Origin of the sequence: Mesorhizobium sp. B3-1-8 (assembly GCF_006439495.1) — a bacterium.
Classification (GTDB): domain Bacteria; phylum Pseudomonadota; class Alphaproteobacteria; order Rhizobiales; family Rhizobiaceae; genus Mesorhizobium.
The window spans coordinates 145,533-165,440 of the sequence record NZ_VFTK01000009.1 but is presented as its reverse complement, the minus strand read 5'-3'; the positions used below and the strand labels follow the sequence as shown (position 1 = coordinate 165,440).

General features: G+C 63.4%; 20 protein-coding genes. 4 read left to right on the top strand and 16 right to left on the bottom strand.

Going from position 1 to position 19,908, the window contains the following annotated elements; genetic code table 11:
* Window positions 1-17 precede the first annotated feature (17 nt).
* The gene (locus FJ424_RS11155; RefSeq protein ID WP_140658910.1) at window positions 18-1,040 is read right to left on the bottom strand and encodes an ABC transporter substrate-binding protein; all 1,023 of its coding nucleotides are present in this window, start codon (window positions 1,038-1,040) and stop codon (window positions 18-20) included.
* Between the two features lie 159 nt (window positions 1,041-1,199).
* Here FJ424_RS11155 and FJ424_RS11150 point away from each other — a divergent pair, with 159 nt between their 5' ends.
* A complete protein-coding gene (locus tag FJ424_RS11150; protein WP_140658911.1) occupies window positions 1,200-2,114 on the top strand; it encodes an SMP-30/gluconolactonase/LRE family protein in 915 nt (304 codons plus the stop codon).
* Window positions 2,115-2,206: 92 nt separating this feature from the next.
* Here FJ424_RS11150 and FJ424_RS11145 read toward each other — a convergent pair whose 3' ends face one another.
* A complete protein-coding gene (locus tag FJ424_RS11145; protein WP_140658912.1) occupies window positions 2,207-3,301 on the bottom strand; it encodes a GntR family transcriptional regulator in 1,095 nt (364 codons plus the stop codon).
* 125 nt (window positions 3,302-3,426) lie between these two features.
* Here FJ424_RS11145 and FJ424_RS11140 point away from each other — a divergent pair, with 125 nt between their 5' ends.
* A complete protein-coding gene (locus tag FJ424_RS11140) occupies window positions 3,427-4,560 on the top strand; it encodes a hypothetical protein (protein WP_140658913.1) in 1,134 nt (377 codons plus the stop codon).
* Between the two features lie 13 nt (window positions 4,561-4,573).
* On the opposite strand, the gene FJ424_RS11135 is transcribed toward FJ424_RS11140, so the two are convergent.
* The 4 genes from FJ424_RS11135 to FJ424_RS11120 are packed head-to-tail and all read right to left on the bottom strand — an operon-like array spanning window position 4,574 to window position 9,256.
* Window positions 4,574-6,079, bottom strand: coding sequence for a sugar ABC transporter ATP-binding protein (locus FJ424_RS11135; RefSeq protein WP_181182176.1), 1,506 nt, complete (start codon window positions 6,077-6,079; stop codon window positions 4,574-4,576).
* A 16-nt stretch (window positions 6,080-6,095) separates the two neighbouring features.
* Window positions 6,096-7,064, bottom strand: coding sequence for a sugar ABC transporter substrate-binding protein (locus FJ424_RS11130; protein WP_140658915.1), 969 nt, complete (start codon window positions 7,062-7,064; stop codon window positions 6,096-6,098).
* Between the two features lie 18 nt (window positions 7,065-7,082).
* Window positions 7,083-8,057: an ABC transporter permease gene (locus FJ424_RS11125; protein WP_140658916.1), complete on the bottom strand. Its 975-nt coding sequence runs from the start codon at window positions 8,055-8,057 to the stop codon at window positions 7,083-7,085.
* Window positions 8,054-9,256, bottom strand: a complete 1,203-nt coding sequence (locus FJ424_RS11120; protein ID WP_181182177.1) for an ROK family transcriptional regulator — start codon at window positions 9,254-9,256, stop codon at window positions 8,054-8,056. The genes FJ424_RS11125 and FJ424_RS11120 overlap by 4 nt, the downstream gene beginning before the upstream one ends.
* 116 nt (window positions 9,257-9,372) lie before the next feature.
* On the opposite strand from FJ424_RS11120, the gene FJ424_RS11115 reads away from it, so the two are divergent.
* On the top strand, window positions 9,373-10,629 hold the full coding sequence (locus FJ424_RS11115) for an amidohydrolase family protein (protein ID WP_140658918.1): 1,257 nt from the start codon (window positions 9,373-9,375) through the stop codon (window positions 10,627-10,629).
* Window positions 10,630-10,658: 29 nt separating this feature from the next.
* On the opposite strand, the gene FJ424_RS11110 is transcribed toward FJ424_RS11115, so the two are convergent.
* From FJ424_RS11110 to FJ424_RS34315, 7 genes are all read right to left on the bottom strand, one after another.
* Window positions 10,659-11,912, bottom strand: a complete 1,254-nt coding sequence (locus tag FJ424_RS11110; protein ID WP_140658919.1) for a CapA family protein — start codon at window positions 11,910-11,912, stop codon at window positions 10,659-10,661.
* A 119-nt stretch (window positions 11,913-12,031) separates the two neighbouring features.
* Window positions 12,032-12,877 (bottom strand): transporter substrate-binding domain-containing protein, encoded by an 846-nt coding sequence (locus tag FJ424_RS11105; protein ID WP_140658920.1) that lies wholly within the window; start codon window positions 12,875-12,877, stop codon window positions 12,032-12,034.
* Window position 12,878: 1 nt separating this feature from the next.
* Entirely contained in the window at window positions 12,879-14,045 is a 1,167-nt protein-coding gene (locus FJ424_RS11100) for an alanine racemase (protein WP_181182178.1), read from the bottom strand.
* Window positions 14,035-14,766 (bottom strand): ABC transporter permease, encoded by a 732-nt coding sequence (locus tag FJ424_RS11095; RefSeq protein ID WP_140658922.1) that lies wholly within the window; start codon window positions 14,764-14,766, stop codon window positions 14,035-14,037. The genes FJ424_RS11100 and FJ424_RS11095 overlap by 11 nt, the downstream gene beginning before the upstream one ends.
* A gap of 14 nt (window positions 14,767-14,780) precedes the next feature.
* The gene (locus FJ424_RS11090) at window positions 14,781-15,440 is read right to left on the bottom strand and encodes an ABC transporter permease subunit (RefSeq protein ID WP_140658923.1); all 660 of its coding nucleotides are present in this window, start codon (window positions 15,438-15,440) and stop codon (window positions 14,781-14,783) included.
* A gap of 13 nt (window positions 15,441-15,453) precedes the next feature.
* Window positions 15,454-16,254 (bottom strand): amino acid ABC transporter ATP-binding protein, encoded by an 801-nt coding sequence (locus FJ424_RS11085; protein ID WP_140658951.1) that lies wholly within the window; start codon window positions 16,252-16,254, stop codon window positions 15,454-15,456.
* A 233-nt stretch (window positions 16,255-16,487) separates the two neighbouring features.
* Entirely contained in the window at window positions 16,488-16,619 is a 132-nt protein-coding gene (locus FJ424_RS34315; RefSeq protein ID WP_281405432.1) for a hypothetical protein, read from the bottom strand.
* A gap of 12 nt (window positions 16,620-16,631) precedes the next feature.
* Here FJ424_RS34315 and FJ424_RS11080 point away from each other — a divergent pair, with 12 nt between their 5' ends.
* Complete coding sequence (locus FJ424_RS11080; protein ID WP_140658924.1) at window positions 16,632-17,552, top strand: LysR family transcriptional regulator; 921 nt, start codon at window positions 16,632-16,634, stop codon at window positions 17,550-17,552.
* A 10-nt stretch (window positions 17,553-17,562) separates the two neighbouring features.
* Here FJ424_RS11080 and FJ424_RS11075 read toward each other — a convergent pair whose 3' ends face one another.
* Genes FJ424_RS11075 through FJ424_RS11065 form a run of 3 tightly spaced genes read right to left on the bottom strand, consistent with a single transcriptional unit; the run spans window position 17,563 to window position 19,893 of the window.
* On the bottom strand, window positions 17,563-18,297 hold the full coding sequence (locus FJ424_RS11075) for an SDR family oxidoreductase (protein WP_140658925.1): 735 nt from the start codon (window positions 18,295-18,297) through the stop codon (window positions 17,563-17,565).
* Window positions 18,294-18,716 carry an OB-fold domain-containing protein gene (locus tag FJ424_RS11070; RefSeq protein WP_140658926.1) on the bottom strand — a complete coding sequence of 141 codons (423 nt, stop codon included), beginning with the start codon at window positions 18,714-18,716 and terminating at the stop codon, window positions 18,294-18,296. Before FJ424_RS11070 ends, FJ424_RS11075 begins: the two co-directional genes overlap by 4 nt.
* A 1-nt stretch (window position 18,717) precedes the next feature.
* Window positions 18,718-19,893, bottom strand: coding sequence for a thiolase family protein (locus FJ424_RS11065; protein WP_140658927.1), 1,176 nt, complete (start codon window positions 19,891-19,893; stop codon window positions 18,718-18,720).
* Window positions 19,894-19,908 lie beyond the last annotated feature (15 nt).

The following is a 19,908-nucleotide window of genomic DNA, read 5'->3' as shown; positions in this document are numbered from 1 at the left end:
CCTACGGCTCCTGAAGTCTATTTCTTAGCCGCGGCGATAGCCTTGACCACGTCATCCTGCGAATATTCGACATTGGCGACACCGCCGTCGGGCGTCGCTGCGATCTGCGCGTCCAGGGTCGACTTGTCGACGAACAGGATGTCCATCGGCACTTCCTTGGGAACGGCCTTGCCGTCGAGGATCTGTTGTGCCACCCAGAAGGCGAATGTCACCATGCCCGGAGCCTCCGAAGCCGACCATGTGTCGTAGTTGCCGTTGGTCTTGATCTGCTCCTTCCACCAGACCAGCTCGTCCTTACGATTGCCGAGCATGATGATGGGGAGCGGCCGGCCGGCCGAACGGAACGCCTCCGCCGTGCCGTAGCCGTCGCCACCTTGGTCGATAATACCGGCGATGTCAGGCAGGGAAGGCAATACGCCGGTCACCGCCTTCTGGGCGGTCGTCTGATCCCAGTCGCCGTGAACGGTGCTGACGATCTTGAGGTTGGGGTGCTTTTCGATCTCGCGCAGCACGCCCTTGGTGATGTCGTCGTCGATGCTGGTGCCTGCGACGCCACGGATGTAGAGGATGTTGCCGCCGTTCGGCAGGCGCTTGGCCATCTGCCTAACCTGCTCGGCGCCGTAGGTCTCGGCGAGGTCGACCGTCACCTTGTAGGCACAAGGCTCGGTCACGAGCCCGTCGAAGGCGACGACGATGATGCCGGCATCGCAAGCCTGCTTGACGGAGCCGTTGAGAGCGTCTGGCGACAGGGCGTCCAGCACGATGGCGTCGTAGCCCTGCAAGATCAGATTCTGAATCTGTGCTGCCTGCTGCGGCGCTTCCTTGGCGGCCGTCGTGAAGGCGTCGGCGGCGCCGATGATCTTGTCGGCGACAGCCTTGTCGCCAATCTTCCTCCAGCTTTCCAGCATGCTCTGACGCCAGGAATTGCCGGCGTAACCATTGGAAAGCGCGATTTTCTTGCCGGACGTGTCGGCAAGCGCCGGACCGACCAGGCATGAGGAAAGCACCGCTGCGGAAAGCAGCGCTGTAAGACGGTTCATAGAATTCCTCCCAAAAAACCAGATTGAACGATTCACCCCGGTCTGCTCGTCCGCTTGCCTCGTTGGGGCAGCCGACTGTATCTGAGGTACAGTATGTCAGTTGGGTTGACAAGAGGGCGGTTGATGCGGCATCTCGTATTCAACGCAGGAGCGCACTCGATGGATCGCGAGCCCGTTTTTGAAATTCTGGATCCCCGCTTCGCCCGGCTGTTCATTGGAACGGCTAGGCTCGATATCCTGTTCAGCGGCTGTCGATGGGCGGAGGGCCCGGCCTATTTTCCGGCTGGCCGCTACTTGGTCTGGTCTGACATCCCGAACGATCGCATGCTGCGTTATGACGAATGCAGCGGCGAGGTCTCGGTGTTTCGACACCCTTCGGGTCATTCCAATGGCAATACGGTCGACCGGGCCGGGCGTCTGGTCACATGCGAGCATGGCGGGCGGCGGGTCTCCCGCACCGAGGTCGACGGCACGGTCATCACTCTCGCCGACCGCTTCGAAGGCAAGCGGCTGAACAGTCCCAACGACGTCGTCGAGAGGTCCGACGGGAGCCTGTGGTTCACGGACCCGACCTACGGGATCGATTCCGACTATGAGGGCAACAAAGGAGAAAGCGAACAGGCCGGCAACTTCGTCTATCGCCTCGATCCCGAGACTGGCAGCCTGACTGTCGTCGGGGACGACTTCGTCCAGCCCAATGGAATAGCCTTCTCTCCCGACGAAATGACCCTTTATATTGTCGATACCGGCGCGTCACACCGCAAGGATGGACCGCGGCATATCCGTAAATTCGCGGTTGGAGCTGAGACACTCATTGACGGCGGTGTATTCGCCGAATCGACAAACGGATATTTCGACGGGCTGAGGCTCGATACCGAGGGTCGCATATGGACGAGCGCTGGAGATGGTGTCCATTGTTATGACGTCGACGGTACACTGATCGGTAAAATCAAAGTGCCGGAAGTCGTGGCCAATGTATGTTTCGGGGGTCCGAAGCGGAACTATCTCTATATTTGCGGAACGACATCCCTCTACGGCGTGAGACTGCCGGTCACGGGTGCCAAGACATTCTAGAGCCGTGGCCGCTCAAGTCGAACGCGCTACCGCTCCACCTAAGTGCTTGAGAATGGACCCAAGATCGACTTCTATTTATTACCCGGCGCGCGCTAACTGCTGAAGCGGCCGAGACCGGCAGGCACGCGGACGGCCGCGGCCGGTGGCTTGATCAGCCCTTCCTGCATTGCCTCGATGTAGGACTTACGCGTCGACAGGATGTGATCTGTCAGGACAGCATCGATCGCCAGGATATCGCCATTCTTGAACGCCTCCACGATCTCCCTGTGGTGGACATAGGAGCGATCCTGCGCGCCTGCTATCGGCACCGAAAGGTGCGTTCTCAGCGTCGCGATCTGGCCGGCAACCTGCTCGAAGCCTTCCTGAAGGTAACGGTTGCGGCAGTTGCGAATGAACGCTTCGTGAAACACGGTATCGGCCCGTGAATATGCGACAGGATCGCCATCCGCCCGCGCCCTGTCCATCATGTCCAGCGCGCGTTCGAGCTGCATCGTGGTTTCGTCACGATGTCTCGCCATCGCAAAGGATATGGCACGGCTTTCCAGCACGATCCTGTACTCGCACAGGTCGATGATATCCTGTTCGGTGGGAAAGAAGACGTAAGTACCCCGCTGCGGAATGATGTTGACCATTCCCTGCTGTTGCAGGATCGTCAGCGCCTCTCGGATCGGCGTCCGGCTCACGCCGAGCATCGAGGCGAGCCCCGCTTCGGACAACTCGCTGCCAAGCGCAAGTTCCGCATCGATGATCGCTTGTCGCAGGCGCTCAACAACAGTCGCTACCAGCGACCTTGGGCGATCGATCGTTATGCTACTGGACAAGTCAAGGTACCTTTGCGTTTGTCTCAAAGGTACCACAATTTCTGGCGGCCACTCAATCCAAAGCGAACCCGATTGAGAACCGTCACGCTCCGAATTTCGGCTCCGATACGCCGGTGACGCCCAGGCCGGTGATGGAAAAAAGCTGCCGCGCAGGACTCCGTCACCGGGAAAGCGTGGCAGCGGCGGGCTTGGCCATCGAGGTGTTGGTTGGATTGCTGAACCAGGCCCTTGGCCCGCGTTGGATGAACGCGACTGGTTAGAGGATAGCCGGACTTGGCGCAGCGAGCGCCATGAAAGCCGGGAGAAATCTTCGGCACGGTTGGCTGCCACTGTGCGCGTTGGCCGGGTGCTTGCCCTCGGACGCATGTTTCAATTCCGGAGGTAGCCGACTGGCGCTAGCCGACCTGATGGAACCGCAGCAAAATTCCTTCTTGATCCGACCTTGCAACAGCGAATAAGCCGGGCGGGGTGGGTCACGAAGGAAAACGTGTGTGAATTTGCGGTTCGGCGTCAAGATCTACGACAATGACTGGTTCCTGCGCCATGGACTGAGCCCGGTCCAGGCCGCGGACCTATTGGCTGACTGGGGCGTCACCTATGTGATCGCGCAAAGCAAGTTCCTGCCGATGTCGGATTCTGCGGTCGCAAGCGCCGTCACCGAGACCGACAGACGCGCCTACGATGCCTTGGACGATGTGGGTTTTCGGGAGCTGCTACGCGAAAGGGGCATCGCCTATTTCGCTTGCCTAAACATCTGCTTCGACCCCGCCTTTTCGCAAGCGCATCCTGAACTGGCCACCATCGATCAATGGGGGCGCCGCGCCAAGCAGCAGGACTGGTATATCGGCCTGCCGCCGGATCGAGAGGAAAACCTCGCCCACAAGACGGACCTGCTGCGCAAGGCGGTCGCCGCGTTGAAGCCGGATGCGGTGCATCTGGGCTTCATCCGCTGGCCGGGTTTCTGGGAGACCTGGCTGCCGGGAGACAGCCGAAGCGACAAGCCGGAATATTGCTTCTCGCCCCGCTCGGTCGGCGCCTTCAACCGCGACCTTGGCCTTGCCGTTCCCACGCACGATCCGGCTGCCGCGGCGCGGATCATCCTTGCGCAACATCGCCAGGCATGGACAGGCTGGAAATGCGCCAGGACGGTCGCGGCCATAGCGCATATTCGGCAAGAGTTGGCAGCCGTCCAGGCCGGGCTGGAATATTCGATCAACACCTTGCCGTTCTTCCGCGCCGATTTCGACAACGCGGTCGAAGAGGTCTTCGGCCAGGACATCGCAGCTTTGGCCGGCGTCGTCGACACTTTCGAGGTGATGGCTTACCACCAGATCCTTGCCCGGCCCGCCGATTGGCCGGCCGCAATCTCGGACGACATCAGGGAACGGAGCGGCCGAAAGGCTATCTGCACGCTGCAGGCCAAGGCGCTCTATCTCTACGGCATGCATGCCGGGGGCGGCCGCGAAGCGGATATAAGCGCCGGGGAATTCGGGCAGGCGCTGGCCACGCTCGACAAGTCGCAGGCCGACGGCGTCTGCATCTTCACCTTCACCGATCTGCTCGACATGATGGATACTGGGAAGGGTAAGGCGATGCTGGCCGCGCTCAAAGCCTTCAGGGCCTGACCAACAGAGCCTGTCAGACGCTTTCGGGCACCCTGCTTATCGCCGCGAGCAGGCTGGCGCGCGTAAGCTCCGTCTTGTGGAAAGAACCGCTAATGGTTCCGCCGGTCATGATGGCGACGCGGTCGCTGAGGTCGAGCAACTCATCGAGGTCATCGGATATCACCAGCACGCCGGCGCCTTGCCGCGCGGCGAACCTGATCTGGTTGTGCAGTTCCGCTTTGGCGCCAATATCGACGCCGGCGGTCGGCTGATCCAATATCATGACCTTCGGCCGCGACGCCACGGCTCGAGCGACCAGAACCTTCTGGGCATTGCCGCCGCTCAATTGGCCGACGATCTTCCTGCGGTCCGGCGGCTTGATCGCGAAACGCTTTATCATGTCGAGCGCCATTCGCGCACGGCTGCCCGGATGGACGATGCCAACGGTCGCAAGCAGCTTGGCGAGCGAGCTCGCAACGACATTGGCCTCGACGGAAGCGGTAAGCGCCAGGCCTGAGACCTTGCGATCCTCCGGCACCAGGACCAACCCTCCCCGAACGGCACGCCCTGGCGTACGCCCCTTCATGGCGCGGCCGTCAACCCTGACGCTGCCGCTGCTGCGCACATCGCCGATGACCGCCCTGGCAAAACGCGTGCGGCCCGAGCCGACCAACCCCGCCAGCCCGACGATCTCGCCGCGGCGGATCGACAGGTTGATCGGCGGTCGCCCATGCACCTGGAGCTGCTCGACCCTGAGCACTTCTCCCACCTCGCTTGCCGGGCTTCCGCCGGGCGCTGCCGCCAGGTTTTCAGCGATGTCGTGGCCGACCAGAAGATGAGCCAGGCTATCCACCGTGTAGGATGAACCCGCACCGGTCTCCACCACGGTTCCGTCGCGCATGATGGTGACGCGGTCCGCCAAGCGGCAGACCTCGTCGAGGAAGTGGCTGATATAGACGATGCCGACCTTTTGCTCCGCCGCCATCCGGCGCATCGTCGAAAACAGAAGCTCGCGTTCCGCCGGCGCCAGACGCGCCGTCGGCTCATCCATCACCAGGATGCGGATATCCTGCGAGCAGGCTCGCACGATCTCGGTCAATTGCTGCGCGCCGACGCCAAGCCGGCGCACCGGGACATCCATCGGCAGGGCGATGCCCAGCCGCTGCGCTTCCTGTTGCGAGCGTTCGCGAAGCTGCGCATGGGCGATGGTTCCGGCGAACCGGCCGCGCGGCTCGCGGCCAAGCGCGATGTTATCCGCCACGCTCAGCTCCGGGACCAATGAGAAGTCCTGGTAGATGATTGCGATGCCACGCTGCAGCGCATCGCGCGGCATCGTCAGTCGTATCTGTTCGCCCGCGAGCACGATCTCGCCTTCATAGTCGGCGTAGTTGCCGCCGAGCACTTTCATTAGCGTGCTCTTGCCGGCGCCGTTGTGGCCGACAAGAGCATGGATCTCACCCGGCTTCAGCGAGAAGTCGACGCCCCGCACCACCGGAACGCCGGCAAAGTGCTTGCGAATATTGCGCATCTCGAGAAGCATCGGGGCAACCTCTGTCTCAGCCGCCCCAGGCGGCGGGATAGGTCTCGACGTTCTCCTTGGTGATCGTCGGCAGGTCGAGATAGTGGTTGGGCGACGGGATGTCGGCGCCCTTGCCACCGAAGAAGAGCACGGCGTCCTCGATCGCCACCTTGCCCTGCGGCGCCGGATCCTGGTCGACGGTGCCGTAGACGTTGCCCTTGATGATGGCGTTGCGGACATCGAGCGGAAAATCGCCCATGATGAACTTCACATCGGTGCGGCCGTTCTCGGCGGCGAAGTTCGCCCCGTTCACGCCTTCGGGACCCTGGTCAACGATGGCGTCGATCGCGCCTTGCGGATATTTGCTGAGATAGTCCTGGGTGATGGCAAGAGCCTTCGAATTGTCCCAGTCGGCGGCCTGCTTCTCGACGATGGCGATGTTGGGATATTTCTTCAGCGTGTCCATGAGGCCGGCCTCGCGATCAAGCTGCGCCGACGTGCCGAGCTTACCAATGATATAGGCGACCTTGCCCTTTTCCCCTAGCGCCTTGGCAATCAGGTCGCCCTGGCGCTGGCCGAAGACGAAATCGTCCACGCCGACATAAGTGAGAACCTTGGCGCCGCTGCTGACATCGGCCTTGGTGTTGACCGCCATCACCGGGATGTTGGCTCCGTTGGCCTGCCTGATCACCGGCACGATGCCCTTCGGATCGCTGGGCGCGATCATGATCATGTCGACCTGCTGGGCGATGAATTGCTGCACGATCGATATCTGGGTGGCCAAGTCGCCATTGCCGCTCTGCAGATCGAGCTGGATGCCGTTCTTCTCGGCCGTCTCCTTGGCGGTCTTGATGAGATTGGAATAGAAGGGCACGGACGTGTTCCAGATCATGAACCCTATGCGCTTGCCCTGCTGGGCCCTGCCGAGGCCGGTGCCAGCCAGCACGGCCAGACCGGCCGCGCCCGCCAACACCGAGCGCCGTGTGTAATGTGCCTGATCAGTCATGACGTTCTCCTCCTTTGTTCAGCGCATCTCGCGCTGCTTGCGTTGATAGCTGTCTAGTCCCACGGCCACGAGAATGACCGCGCCGGTGACGGCGGGTTGCCAGAAGGGCGACACGCCGATGAGGTTGAGCGCGTTGGCGATGATGCCGAGCAGCAGCGTGCCCAGCACCGCGCTCCACACCTGGCCGACGCCGCCGCTGAGCGGCACGCCACCCACCACCACGGCGGCGATCGCTGTGAGCGGCCAGTCGGCCGCACTTGCCGGCTGGCCGATGTTGGTCTGGCCAAGCAGGACGATGCCGGCGATCGCGGCAAAGAGCCCGCCAAGCGCATAGGTGGTGAGGATCACGCGGTCGACGTTGATGCCGGCCAGCCGTGCAGCGGTCTTGTTGCCGCCGACGATGTAGATGTAGTGCCCGAGCGTCGTGAAGCGCAGCACGGCCCAGGTCACCAAGGCGACCGCCGCGAAGATGATGGTCGGGATCGGCACTGGCCCGATGCGGCCGAGCCCCAGCACGGTGAAGGACTCCGGCACGCCATAGACCGGCTGCGCCGCCGTCCCGACGAACAGGAAGCCGGTGACCAGAACCTGCGTGGCCAAGGTCGTGACGAACGGATTGATGCCGATCTTGGCGATGAAGAAGCCATTGACGGCTCCGACCGCCAGTCCAAGCAGAAGTGCCGCGGCGATGCCGAGCGGCATCGAGGCCTGGACGATCAGGGCGGCCGCCACCACCGACGACATGGCGCCGACGGCGCCTACGGAAAGATCGAAGCCGCCGGTGATGATCATCAGCAGCATGCCGCAGGCGACGATGCCGATGATCGAGTTGCGCTGCAGCACGTTGGCGAAATTGGCCCAGGTCGCGAAATGCGGCACGCTCAAGTTGAAGCCGATCAAAAGCAGCACGAATATGATCAGCAGCGCGTAGCTGGAAAGCGATGCCCAACGCATCGTCGTTTTCTGCCGTGCGTCGGCGCGGTCGACCGTCATGAGGCGTGTCCTTCCATCGGCTGGCCTGCTCCCGCCGTAAGGCGCTGCGCTTCGGCCGCGCGAGCCCTTTCGCCCGCGAACAGCAGCGTGCCGACGAGCTCCGCCTGTTCGCCGAGCGACGCGGGAACCACGCGTACATTCTCGGTCGCGCGCGCGATCGAGAAGCGCCGCATCGTGTCCCTGAGCGGCACGAGCAGGCTGTCGCCGGTGCGCATCAACTCACCGCCGACGATGACCAGTTCGGGATTGAAGTAGCTGCACAGGTGCCCGACATAGCGCCCGACAAGCGCGCCGGCATCGGCCACGATCCGGCTGGCGCCGACATCGCCCTTGACGGCCCTGCGCAGCATTTCGTCGGAAGAGATGTTGCCGTGCGAGACGCTCAGCGCCTTGGCGAGCGCGTTCACCGAGACGATGGCCTCCAGACATCCGCGGCTGCCGCAGCGGCAGACGGCGCCATGTTCGTCGACGACGATATGGCCGAGCTCGCCGGCGATGCCGCCGGCGCCCCTGAAAACCTGGCCGTTGATGACGATGCCGAGGCCGACGCCGACGGAAAGAAGCACATAGAGCGCGACCTGCGCCTCACGCGCGGCGCCGTAGACACTTTCGGCGAGCGCGCCCAGATTGGCGTCGTTGTCCATATAGACCGGCAGGCCGAGACGCTGGGACAGACCGCCCGTCACATCCGTGCCGACCCAGCGCGCCAGGATCGAGCCGGCATGCAGCTCTCCCGTCGCCGCATCCACCGGTCCCGGGACACCGATGCCCACCGCCCTTATCTGCGAACGGTCGACCTTGCTCGCGGCGATGATCTTCTCGACATTCGCGGCGGCGAGATCGAGCGCCTGATCGGCGGGAACGTCGATGTCGAAGTCCGAGGAAACCTGTTCGATGATGCGATAGTTCGCATCCGAGATCGCGGCCTTGATGAAGATGCGGCCGAAGTCGATGCCGACGAAATAACCCTTGGGCGCAACGAGCGCGACGCGCGTTCCAGGCCGTCCAGCCCTGGCCGCGGGTGAAGCCGCGTCGGCGTCTTCTTCGATCAACTTCTCATCGCTGAGCGCCGCAATGACCCCTGACATGGTCGAACGCGAAACGCCGAATCGGCGCGCCAGCTCGGCCCGCGACTGAGGGCCGCTCGCGCCCAATACGTCCAGAATATTTGCCCGCAGACGTGCTTGTGATGGCGTCATGGACGCGACTGTCCTCCCGTGCTTCCAAGGCTTTGACACATAAGCGCATAATATGTCAAATCTGCACAATACCATCAAATAGTTAGTCCAAATTAGAACAAATATAGGAGTGAGTCATGGCGGAACGGCTGAGGCTGAGCGCAAGCCAGGTTCTGGCTGGACCCGACCTTCAGCCGATCAGGCAGGGTGCCCTCCTGATCGAAGGCGGCCTGATCGCCGCCGTCGGCCAGGATGGCACCGTGCCTCGCCCGGACGGATGCGCGGAGCGTGATCTCGGCGAGGCGACGCTGATGCCCGGCATGATCGACGCCCACATGCACACATTCGGCGTCGACAGCACGCAGTTGCACCTGCTCGCAACGGAACGGGAGTCATACCGCGCGGCCCGTGCCCTTGCTGAACTGAAACGGATGCTGCATGCGGGTTTCACCTCGGCCCGCTGCCTGGGATCGACAATCGGTCCGGATCTCCGGCGTGCGATCGACGACGGACTGGCCGAAGGGCCGCGGCTCAAGGTGGCGGGCGGCTTCATTTCATCCACCTCGGGCACCTGGGACAGCAGGCTCGTATCGCTTTCGGCCGCGCGGCAGGGCGGCGAGGTTGCGGACGGCGCCGACGGCCTGGTTCGGGCCGTGCGACAGCGCGTGCGCGAAGGAGCGGATTTCATCAAGCTCGGACTGTCGAAGGGCGGCGTGCACGATCGCTACCACGCATGGGGCGATGACCCGTTGGGCCAGGTGGTGACCTATAGTCTGGACGAGGTGTTGGCTGCGGTCGAGGAAGCCCATCGCAACCGGCTTTCCGTCAGCGCCCATGCCATTGGCAACGAGGCGGTGCAGCTTGCCCTCGACGGCGGCATCGACGTCATCGAACACGGCTATGGCATATCCGCCGACACGCGGGCGCGCCTGGTAGAGGAAAAAAAGATCGTCGTCACGACGATCTCGCAACTGCATTTCCACAGGATGGCTTACGATGCCTACAGGTACCCGCAGTGGGAGCGCGACGTCTACGAACGCCACTGGGCGATCATGCGGCGCGATTTCCAGCTTGGACTGGAGGCGGGCGTGCGCTATGCGCTGGGCACCGACCTGATCGGCAGGCCGACGCATCCGCTGCACGAGGCGGCGACGGAGTTCGAGCTTGCCGTGGCGTGGGGCATGGGTAAGCACGACGCTCTGCGCGCCGGAACGATGGTGGCTGCAGAGGCTCTTGGTATGGAGCGGGAAACCGGCAGCCTAGACGCAGGCAAGGCCGCCGACCTGATCGCGGTCGATGGAGATCCCCTGCTCGACATAGGCGCCCTCAGCAAGCCGATGCTCGTCTTGAAACTCGGCAGAGCGTTCGGCCAAAGCGCTTTCCCGTTCAAGTAGAAGGCTTCATCATCTCAGGGTGGAGCGCTCTATTCTTCCGCACGTAAGCGACCAGCTATCATTTCGTCATGCACTTCGACGGCTATCGACACGCCATGCGAGCGCGAGCGGGCCGCCAGGTCCTCGATCATCTTCGCCCCTAGCTTTTGCGATGCCGGAGCCGGAACGACGCGCTCATGAAAGTTTTCGGCGCCCAGCATCCGCTCGCCACCGATGACTATGGGAAGGAGGTCGATCGACTGCAGTCGGGCATCGGCATCGAAACGGCACGTCGCGACCATGCTTTTCCAGACGTCGGTTGCGCTCCACACCACTTCGCCCGCATTGAGATGGAAGAGGAAATTGCCCAGCCCGAAGAAGATCGGCGCGCCGCGATAGATCTCCACCGGCTGCAGGACGGGAGCGCCGTGACTGACGAACACCCCTGCCCCGGCATCGACGCAGGCGCGCGCGAGCGACTGAACCCATGCCGGAACCTCCCGCCAATTCGGCTCCCAATGATGGTGGTGGAGGTAGGCGATGACGAAGGCGCCCTCCGCGGCGGCCCGACGGATCGCCGAGAGGTGGCTTTGCAGGCTCGCCTCGTCCACCAGGATCCGGCGGCTGTTGTTCGAGGAGCGGCAAAAGATCGTCCCGTAAAAATCGATCTCGTCAGCCGATCGGAGTTCAGGCGGATCGTGCGGCTGGGCATAGTTGGCCCGCTCCATCCGACTGCTTTGGAAGGTGTCCCGAATGTCGGTCAGGCTCGCAAACACCTCGGGATCGACCTCAAATCGCCTCGAGACATCAAGCCCGTTCACGCCCGGCCTAGCAGGACGTCGGTCCGTCGCGTCGGCTGCATACATAGTGGCCGGGCCGGGTCCCGCATCCATGGCAACAAGCGCCACCTGTCGCGTGCCAAAGGTTTTCATTCCGGGCCGACGCGCATCCGCGGCATCGACACCGATGCCGGCGTGAAGGAACCCTCTCTCCGCCACCTCTTCGAGCGTCGACAGGACGCCAGGAGGGCCGAGGTCGAAGGCATGGTTGTTGGAGAGCGCCAGGGCGTTGAAGCCGATGTCCTTCAGCGCATCCAGCACCACGGGGGCCGAACAGCCGAAGTAGGAACCCTTCATCGGCCATCCGCCATGCCGGCCGAACACCGTCGTCTCGAAATTCGTGAAGGCGATATCGGCTTGCCGGATCAGCGCCTTGATCGCGGCAAACCCTTCGTCGGGGACCTGCCGAACATCATGATGAATGAGGGATTGCCCGGTCAGGACGAGCGTGAACGGTGAAGACATGAATAGCGAACCCTGGAGATATTTTTGGAAAGCGGTCCTTAAGCGCATCGTGCTGAAACGGATCAGGCGACGCGCTTCAAATCCTTGTTTTGAGGCCGCCGAAAATCGACGGCGACCGCTCACTTCACGAGCTGCGGGGAAATATCCACGCCGAACCATTTTTGGCTGATCTTGCCGAGCGCGCCGTCCTTGACGCTCGCGTCGATGGCCTTGTCGAAGGCCTCGGCGAGATCGGCATCCTCCTTGCGAAGACCGACACCGACGCCGGGACCCCAGGTGCCGCCTGAAAGCTGCGGGCCGAAGAATTCGACCGCCTTGCCTTCCGGCGTGTCGAGGAATTGCTTCCACATCAGACGGTCGCCCAGGCCGCCGTCGATGCGTTCGGACGCGAGGTCGAGCTTGATGTTTTCCTGGCTGTCATAGCTGCGAACCTCGGCAATATCGCCGAAGAGCTCGCGAACGACCGCCTCCGAATTGGACGAGCGAAGGACACCCAGCGTTCTGTCCTTCAGGCTCTCCCGCAGCTTTTCGATAGTCTGTTTCTTCGCCGCGTCGATGTCCGTCAGGTTCAGTTTGGCATCGATGTCGCTTGCCGGCAGGCCGAGCCCCCGGCGCATGACAATCTGGTTCGGCGCCACCGCGTAGGGAATGGAGAAGGCGATCGATTTCTTGCGCTTTTCGGTGATCGACATGCCGGCCATGATCGCATCGTATTTCTTCACCAGAAGACCGGGGATGATACCGTCCCAATCCTGGGCGACGAAGGTGCATTGCAGCTTGATTCGAGTGCAGAGCTCCTTGCCGACATCGATATCGAAGCCGACGAGCGCGCCCTTCGTGTCGATATAATCCCAGGGCGGCGAAGCCCCTTCCGAGGCAATTGTGATGGCCGTGCGCTCTTCGGCATGGGCGAGGCCGGCGGCCAGCAGGAAAGCCGCAAGGGCGCAAGTCAGATGTCTTCTCATGTCATTCCCCTTCTTGTTGGTTTGGTTTGAATTCTCGTGCGAGGTCTATGCGGCGCAGGCTCTCACGTGGGCCGCAGGCGACGCCGGTTTCGTCTGTCTTCCAGACCCTGGCGAGCTCGGGCAGCGTGATGCGGTCGGCGCCGGAAGAGCCGAGCAGCACCGCTTCATCCCCAAGCATGGCTTCGGGAATGTCCGTGACATCGATACGAAGATGTTCGAGATGGATCGGCGGCACGATTGAAGCACGCCGTCCCCTGACGAGCACCGAAGCCGAGGCATCGAGGTGCCGCGGCACCCCATGCCCCCAGCCGATGCCCAGCACCGCGAGGCGCATGTCCGGGCGATACCCCGGCAGGTCCGGCGGCGATCCCATGCTGTCGTCACTCGTCTTCAGCGCGACGATACGCGCCTTGATCGCCGACAAGGCCGCACAGATGGACAAGGTGCGGCGCCCGGCGCAAGAACTGACCAGCCCGAAGAGGAGCGCACCGGGATCGACCGCGCCCATGTCGAATTCCGGATGGTGAAGCAGGCTTTCGCTGCTTGAGACCATGATCGTTTCGGGGAGGCGCCCTGCTGCCTTCAGCTCTTCGAGAAGCGGGCTCAGGCGCGCAACCTGCTCAGGCGCCGAGGAACCGGCATCGCCGAACTCGCTGAGATGAGCATAGAGACCGGCAACGGCGATGCTGCCCTGCGAGGCGCATAGATCCAGCAGGCGTCGCAGGTTCGCGAGAGACACGCCGGCGCGCCAGAAACCCAGATCGACTTTGATGAATACCTTTAGTGGCGCGCCGGTCGCCAGCCAGCCCGCCAGATCCTCCTCGCCGGAAATCGAAATCGTCAGATCGAGATCGCGAACAAGATCGACGGCGTTCGGGCCGATGCCCGGATACATGAGGATGGGTTTTCCCGGCGCCGCCCTCCGCACCGCCAGCGCGTCGGCGGTCGACACCACGCCGAAGGCGTCGGCGCCCGCCGCGGATAAGACAGACGCGACCTTGCCCGCCCCGCATCCATAGGCATCCTGCTTCAGGCAGGCGAAGATCTTCGTGCCTTGGCCGACCGCCGCCCGGACGGCGCGATAGTTTGAGGCGATGGCCGACAGGTCGATTTCACGCCAGGCCGTCTCGGCCACGGGCAATGGATTTTGACGAGGACTATTGTTCATGGGCCACCTGCCGCAGGTCGACCCGATGCTGGTGTGCTTTTGCCCGGGGCGCGCCATTCAACCGGGCTTCCAGCAGGTGGAAAAAGCCGGCCAGGAGGAAGGTCAGGCCGAGATAGAGCACGCCGGCGGCAATGAAGATCTCGTAGGGTGCGAAGGTTTCCGAGACCAGTTTTCGCGACAGGCCGGTTATCTCCAGCAAGGTCACGGTGCTGGCGAGCGACGTCGCTTTGACCATGCTGATCACCTCGTTGGCATAGGAGGGGAGCACGCTTCGAAAGGCGATCGGGAAGATGATCCGGCGCTTGATCTGCAACGGCGACATGCCCACCGCCTGCGCCGCCTCGATCATGCCGGTGGCCACGGCCTGGATGCCGCCGCGAAAAATCTCCGTCGTGTAGGCAGCGCTATTCAAGGAAAAGGCCAGCAGGCAGCACCAGAAAGGATCGCGCAGCAGGACCCACAGCACGCTCGAGCGAATGGCGCCGATCTGGCCGAGGCCGTAGTAAATGATGAAAAGCTGGACCAGCAGGGGCGTGCCGCGAAACACATAGGTATAGGCGAGCACGGGCAGCGAAAGCCACTTGCGGGACGAGGCGCGCATGAAGGCCAGAGGCACGGCAAGGACGAGGCCGGCAAGCAGCGATGCGAATGTCAGCAGGAGCGTCAGCGGAATGCCGCCGGCAAGCGTGAGCGTGCTGGTGAGGAGAAGCGTGATGTCCATGACCTGGCGCGCCCTCACCGTCCGGGAACGGCAAAATGCCGTTCGAGAAGATTGAAGACCACCAGCGCAAGACTGGTCAGCGCGAGATAGAGGGCCGATGCGGCGAGATAGAATGTCAGCGGCGCCCGCAGCGAGCCGGCGCCGACAGCGGCGACCCGCATGATGTCGGTCAGCCCGACGATCGAGATCAGCGACGTTTCCTTGACCAGGGAGATTGACTGGTTGGCAAGTGCCGGCAGGGCGATGCGCAGCATCTGCGGGAGGATGACCAGCAACCAGGTCTGCCACGGATGCAGCCCGAGCGAGCGGGCCGCCTCGATCTGTCCCGTTGGTATGCTGAGCACCGCTCCCCGGAAGATTTCCGCCGTATAGGCGACGAAGACCATAGTGAGAGAGACGACGCCGGCGAGGAACGCATTGACCTCGACATAGCGGCCGAAGAAAGCGCTGATGGCGACCGTTCCGCCGAAAAAGATCAGCAGGATGATGATGAGCTCGGGCACGCCGCGAATGATCGTTGTGTAGAAACCGACCAGGAGGCTTACCGCCCTCCACCGCGACAATCGGCCCGCCGCCGCAAGCAATCCGAGCGCCATGCCGAGCGCGCCGCTGACGAGCGCCAGCAGCACGGTCGTCTTCAGTCCGTTGACGAACTGCACCATGAACCCGTCCATGCGCGAAGCCCTTCTATCGATGTGAGGCGAGAAAGCCGCGAAGGCGGCTGGAGACGGGAGAGGAGAAGAATTGCCGCGGCGGGCTTTCCTCTTCGATCAGCCCGCGATGCATGAAGGCCGCCCGCGTCGACACCTCGCGCGCGAAAGCCATTTCGTGGGTGACGATCACCATGGTGCGCCCCTCCTCCGCAAGCGCGGCCATAACGCGCAGCACTTCGCCCACCAGTTCTGGATCCAGCCCCGAGGTCGGCTCGTCGAAGAGCAGCACGCCTGGCTCCATCGCCAGCGCGCGGGCAATCGCCACGCGCTGCTGCTGGCCGCCGGAGAGATGGTGGGGATAGGCGTACGCCTTGCCCGACAGCCCCACCTTGGCCAGGTAATGATGCCCGAGATCGGCCGCTGCATTGCGCCGGAGTCCCTTCACGAGGACGGGGCCCTCCGTGACATTCTCAAGCGCCGTCTTGTGGGGCCAGAGATTGAAGTTCTGGAACACCATGCCGACGGAAGCCCGCGCTCTTCGGACCTGCCCTTGGTCGAGGATGGCAGCCGGCCCGCCATGCTGCGATGCGGCCCGGATCGCCAGCTTCTCGCCGTGGATCCAGATGTCGCCGCGGTCGGGGACTGTCAGGAGATTGAGGCATCGCAGCAGCGTGCTCTTGCCCGAGCCGCTGCTGCCGACGATCGAGAGAATTTCACCTGGACGGACGTCGAGATCGACGCCGCGCAGGACATCGTTGCCGCCAAGCCGTTTTTCGATCCGCTCGGCACGGATGCCGTGCGTCAGGGTCAGGTCAGATGTCGGACCGCCAGGCATCAGGCGCTCCGCGCGGGAGACCGCCTGCCGCCGATGCGAGTCGCGGGAAATGCTGGACACGGCAAAGCCCTTGCTGCGCGCATGGAGCGGCACCATCCTTCTGCTTTCGGTTGTCGATGTGTGGGACCGTCCCTTCGGCGGCGCCACGCGCGTTCGGAACGGCGTCTTGATCTCAGAATTGCCTGCGAGCTTTGCGCAGGTCAATTTATAAGCGAAATTATTTTTCGATAAGGTCAGCTAATATGGTCGAGCGTCATCTCAAGGCGATTGATCACCTTCGGCACTGTTGCAGCAATCGGCATGGCGCGGTCGGCAGGGTGGTATAAGTTGATCTTTGCACTCAGAACGCCAATCGGCAGCCGCACGGAAGCCTCGTCATGGTGGAAATCGCGAAAACCGGCATCACGCTGCGCCAGCTTCAGATCCTGCGCGAGGTCGTCAGGTCAGGCTCGGAACGGGCCGCCGCCAAGGCGCTCGAAATCACCCAGCCCGCCGTCAGCCAGCAAATTCGGATCTTGGAGGGCCTGCTCAGCGTGCAGTTGTTCGTGCGCGACAAAGGGCGGCTTCTTCCGACGGCCCAGACGATGATCCTCTTTCGCGACAGCGACGCGACCTTCGTTCAGATGGAGAGGATCGCCAAGACGGTCGAGACGCTGAAGGGCATCGACAGCGACACGATCAGCATCGCAGCGCCGCACATCTTCTCGCTGCGGCTTCTTCCGGAGGCTTTCCATAGGCTGCGCTCACGCGAGCAGGTCGCGAGCATCGTTCTCAAATCGGGCACCTACCCCGAAGTCGCGGACCATGTGCTGGAGGGACGCGCCGACATCGGAATTTCGCGGCTGCCGCTGGACGGCAACGTCTTCGACTGGCGTCCGGCGACGACCGCGACCAATGTCTACGTCTTCGCCCGGGGCCACCGGTTCGCGCAAAAGGACGTCATCAGGCCGGAAGACCTCGTGGGAGAACCGCTTGCGGATCTCGAACCCCAGATGCAGTCGCATCTCATGAATGAGAACGCCATGCGATATATGGGCGCGGAACCGCATCTCGCCATACAGGTCGATGTCATTGGCCAAGAGGTCAGTTTCGTCGCCGCGGGCCTGGGCATTTCAAGCAGCAACACCTTCGCCGCCCGGCAATATGCGTCTTTTCCGGTGGAAGTCCGCCCCTTCGAGCCAAGCGCGCTCTACCACTACGTGGTGTTCTGGCAAAAAGGCCGGCGGTTGGGCACGCTGCTTCAGAAAGCCGTGAATGTGCTTGTCGAGTGCGCGCAGGACGGAACGGAACGAGCTTGATGGCCGCATCTCAGACCCGTCGCTTGGGAAACGGCATGCCGGCGCTGTGGGCGGCGGCGCCGCCGTCGACGGGGATGATGGCGCCCGAGATGTAGGACGCTTCCGGCGAAACCAGGAAGGCGATGAGGTTCGCCACTTCTTCCGGCCTGGCCATGCGCTGCTGCGGCAATTGCAACTGCTGGCCGGCCGAGAAAGCTTCCATGACGCCCGACATCATCTCGGTGGCGGTCGGTCCCGGGCAGATGCAATTCACGCGGATGCCGAAACGGCCATAGTCGACCGACCAGGAGCGGGTCAGCGCGACGAGAGCGCCTTTCGATGCCGTGTAGGCATCCGCCAACGGCATGGCTCGCAAGGCCGCAATGCTCGACAAGAGCACGATCGCGCCATCGCTGCGCATCGAGGGCCGGAAGGCGCGCACGCTCAGCATCACGCCCGTCAGGTTGACGGCAAGGGTGCGGTGCCAGGCATCGAGCTTCAGCTGTTCGGCGCGGCTGTCGTCGGGCCGCAGATTGATGCCGGCGCAGGTGACCAGCGCGTCGAGCTCGCCGATCTCGCTGGCGCGGTCGCGAAGCTCGTTGTCCGAGGTGACATCACAGATGTGGCTGACGATAGCCGGATCGGGATTGGGCCGGCGGTCGAGCGAATGCACCTTCCATCCGCGATCCTTGAGGATTGCGGCGGCGGTGCCGCCAATGCCCCTGGCGCCACCCGTGATGACGGCGACCGGCATCGCCGCGCTCATTGCGCCGCCCCGGACTTTTCGAGCCGGAAGACCGGCAATACCATCTCTCCGGCCGGTTCGAAGTCGACGCTGACCCGGTCGCCGATGCGCGCCTCCAGCGCGCCGTCGCCAACGATGTTGCTCATCAGCTGCACGCCCTCGTCGAGGCGGATGACGGCGATCACATAGGGCAGCCGGTCGGCAAAGCCGGTCGGCGGGCCGGCGAGCTGGACCGTGACGGCGTAGATCTCGCCCTTGCCGGCCGAAGCGCGCCAGCTCAGCCTCTCGCCAAGGCAGTAAGGGCAAACGCGCTTGGGGTACATGATCGGCCGGTCACAGTCGCGGCATTCCTGGACGACGAAGTGGCGCTCGGCGGCGGCCTGCCAATAGCCGGCGGACCAATGGGTGGGATGCGGTAGCGGGCGCGGGGCGTTGCTCATGCTAGGGCTCCTTCGACAGCACGGTGACGTGCGAATCCATCCATGTCCCCCCGGACGCGGTTTCGACGGCGTTGACCAGGTTCGGCACCTGCCGCGCGCCTGCCTTGCCCATCAATTGCCGGAAGGCCTCCACCAGCACCGCGATGCCGCCGCCGACCGCCGTATGTCCTTGCGAAAGCATGCCGCCATTGGTGGTCATCGGCAGCGAGCCGCCCGGTGAAGTCTCGCCCGCCGCAATGAAAGCGCCGGCGCGCTCGCCGCGGCAGAGCTTCAAGCCGTCCAGCGCGATCATGGCGAACACCGGATAGGCGTCGTAGAGTTCGGCGATCTGGATGTCCCTCGGACCGATCCCAGCCTTTTCGTAAGCCTGCGCCGCCGCCTGCTCGTAGCCGAGCTTGCCGAGATCGGTATCCTGCGAGGTCGTGTAATGGGTGACCAGCGAGCCGTGGCCGCGCACATAGACCGGGGTCGAAGTGATGTGAGGTGCATCCTCGGCGCGGGCGATGATGAAGGCCGCCGCGCCGTCGGCCAGCATGTTGCAATGCTTGGCCCTCAGCGGCGTCGCCACCATCTTGGAGGCCAGCACCTCCTCGATGGTCAGCGGCGTACGGAACATTGCATGCGGGTTGAGCTCGGCCCATTTGCGCAGCGACACGCAAAGGGCCGCCATCTCCTCGTCGGTGGTGCCGCTCTCGTGCATGTAGCGGTTGGAAGCGAGCGCGCCGACCGCGTTCATGTTGTGGCCATAGGGCGCCTCCCATTCCTCGGAGACGCCGGTGGTCGCGAACAGGTCGATGCCGACCTGTTTCGGCAGCGAGCCGACGGCGTCGGAATGGACGCACAGCACGTTGCGGGCAAGGCCGCTGGCGACAAGCCCTTCGGCGACGGCAAGCATGCTGGTGCTGGTGGCGCCGCCCGACATCACCTGCACGTTCATCCTGGCCGAGCGCAGCATGCCGAGCTCCTCGCAGAGCCTGGAGAATACCAGGTCGACATTGAAGTGGCGCGACGCCAGCGCGCCGACCGGCATGACCACGTCGATGTCGCGCGGCGACATGCCGGCATCGAGGATCGCCGCGCGGCAGGCGAGCACCGCCGCCTCGATCTCGCTGCGTTCGGGAAAGCGGCCGGACGGCACTTCGCCTATCCCGACCGCGGCGGCTCTGGCTTTCTGCATCAACGCGAAACCTCC

What these genes read in the sequence shown, in the direction of transcription:
- FJ424_RS11075 (WP_140658925.1), bottom strand. Translation starts at nt 18,297, where the DNA reads ATGAGCGCGGCGATGCCGGTCGCCGTCATCACGGGTGGCGCCAGGGGC.
- FJ424_RS11100 (WP_181182178.1), bottom strand. Translation starts at nt 14,045, where the DNA reads ATGAACAATAGTCCTCGTCAAAATCCATTGCCCGTGGCCGAGACGGCC.
- FJ424_RS11115 (WP_140658918.1), top strand. Translation starts at nt 9,373, where the DNA reads ATGGCGGAACGGCTGAGGCTGAGCGCAAGCCAGGTTCTGGCTGGACCC.
- FJ424_RS11070 (WP_140658926.1), bottom strand. Translation starts at nt 18,716, where the DNA reads ATGAGCAACGCCCCGCGCCCGCTACCGCATCCCACCCATTGGTCCGCC.
- FJ424_RS11145 (WP_140658912.1), bottom strand. Translation starts at nt 3,301, where the DNA reads ATGCGTCCGAGGGCAAGCACCCGGCCAACGCGCACAGTGGCAGCCAAC.
- FJ424_RS11095 (WP_140658922.1), bottom strand. Translation starts at nt 14,766, where the DNA reads ATGGACATCACGCTTCTCCTCACCAGCACGCTCACGCTTGCCGGCGGC.
- FJ424_RS11080 (WP_140658924.1), top strand. Translation starts at nt 16,632, where the DNA reads ATGGTGGAAATCGCGAAAACCGGCATCACGCTGCGCCAGCTTCAGATC.
- FJ424_RS11130 (WP_140658915.1), bottom strand. Translation starts at nt 7,064, where the DNA reads ATGACTGATCAGGCACATTACACACGGCGCTCGGTGTTGGCGGGCGCG.
- FJ424_RS11150 (WP_140658911.1), top strand. Translation starts at nt 1,200, where the DNA reads ATGGATCGCGAGCCCGTTTTTGAAATTCTGGATCCCCGCTTCGCCCGG.
- FJ424_RS11085 (WP_140658951.1), bottom strand. Translation starts at nt 16,254, where the DNA reads ATGCCTGGCGGTCCGACATCTGACCTGACCCTGACGCACGGCATCCGT.
- FJ424_RS11110 (WP_140658919.1), bottom strand. Translation starts at nt 11,912, where the DNA reads ATGTCTTCACCGTTCACGCTCGTCCTGACCGGGCAATCCCTCATTCAT.
- FJ424_RS11155 (WP_140658910.1), bottom strand. Translation starts at nt 1,040, where the DNA reads ATGAACCGTCTTACAGCGCTGCTTTCCGCAGCGGTGCTTTCCTCATGC.
- FJ424_RS11135 (WP_181182176.1), bottom strand. Translation starts at nt 6,079, where the DNA reads ATGCTTCTCGAGATGCGCAATATTCGCAAGCACTTTGCCGGCGTTCCG.
- FJ424_RS11120 (WP_181182177.1), bottom strand. Translation starts at nt 9,256, where the DNA reads ATGACGCCATCACAAGCACGTCTGCGGGCAAATATTCTGGACGTATTG.
- FJ424_RS11065 (WP_140658927.1), bottom strand. Translation starts at nt 19,893, where the DNA reads ATGCAGAAAGCCAGAGCCGCCGCGGTCGGGATAGGCGAAGTGCCGTCC.
- FJ424_RS11105 (WP_140658920.1), bottom strand. Translation starts at nt 12,877, where the DNA reads ATGAGAAGACATCTGACTTGCGCCCTTGCGGCTTTCCTGCTGGCCGCC.
- FJ424_RS11125 (WP_140658916.1), bottom strand. Translation starts at nt 8,057, where the DNA reads ATGACGGTCGACCGCGCCGACGCACGGCAGAAAACGACGATGCGTTGG.
- FJ424_RS11090 (WP_140658923.1), bottom strand. Translation starts at nt 15,440, where the DNA reads ATGGACGGGTTCATGGTGCAGTTCGTCAACGGACTGAAGACGACCGTG.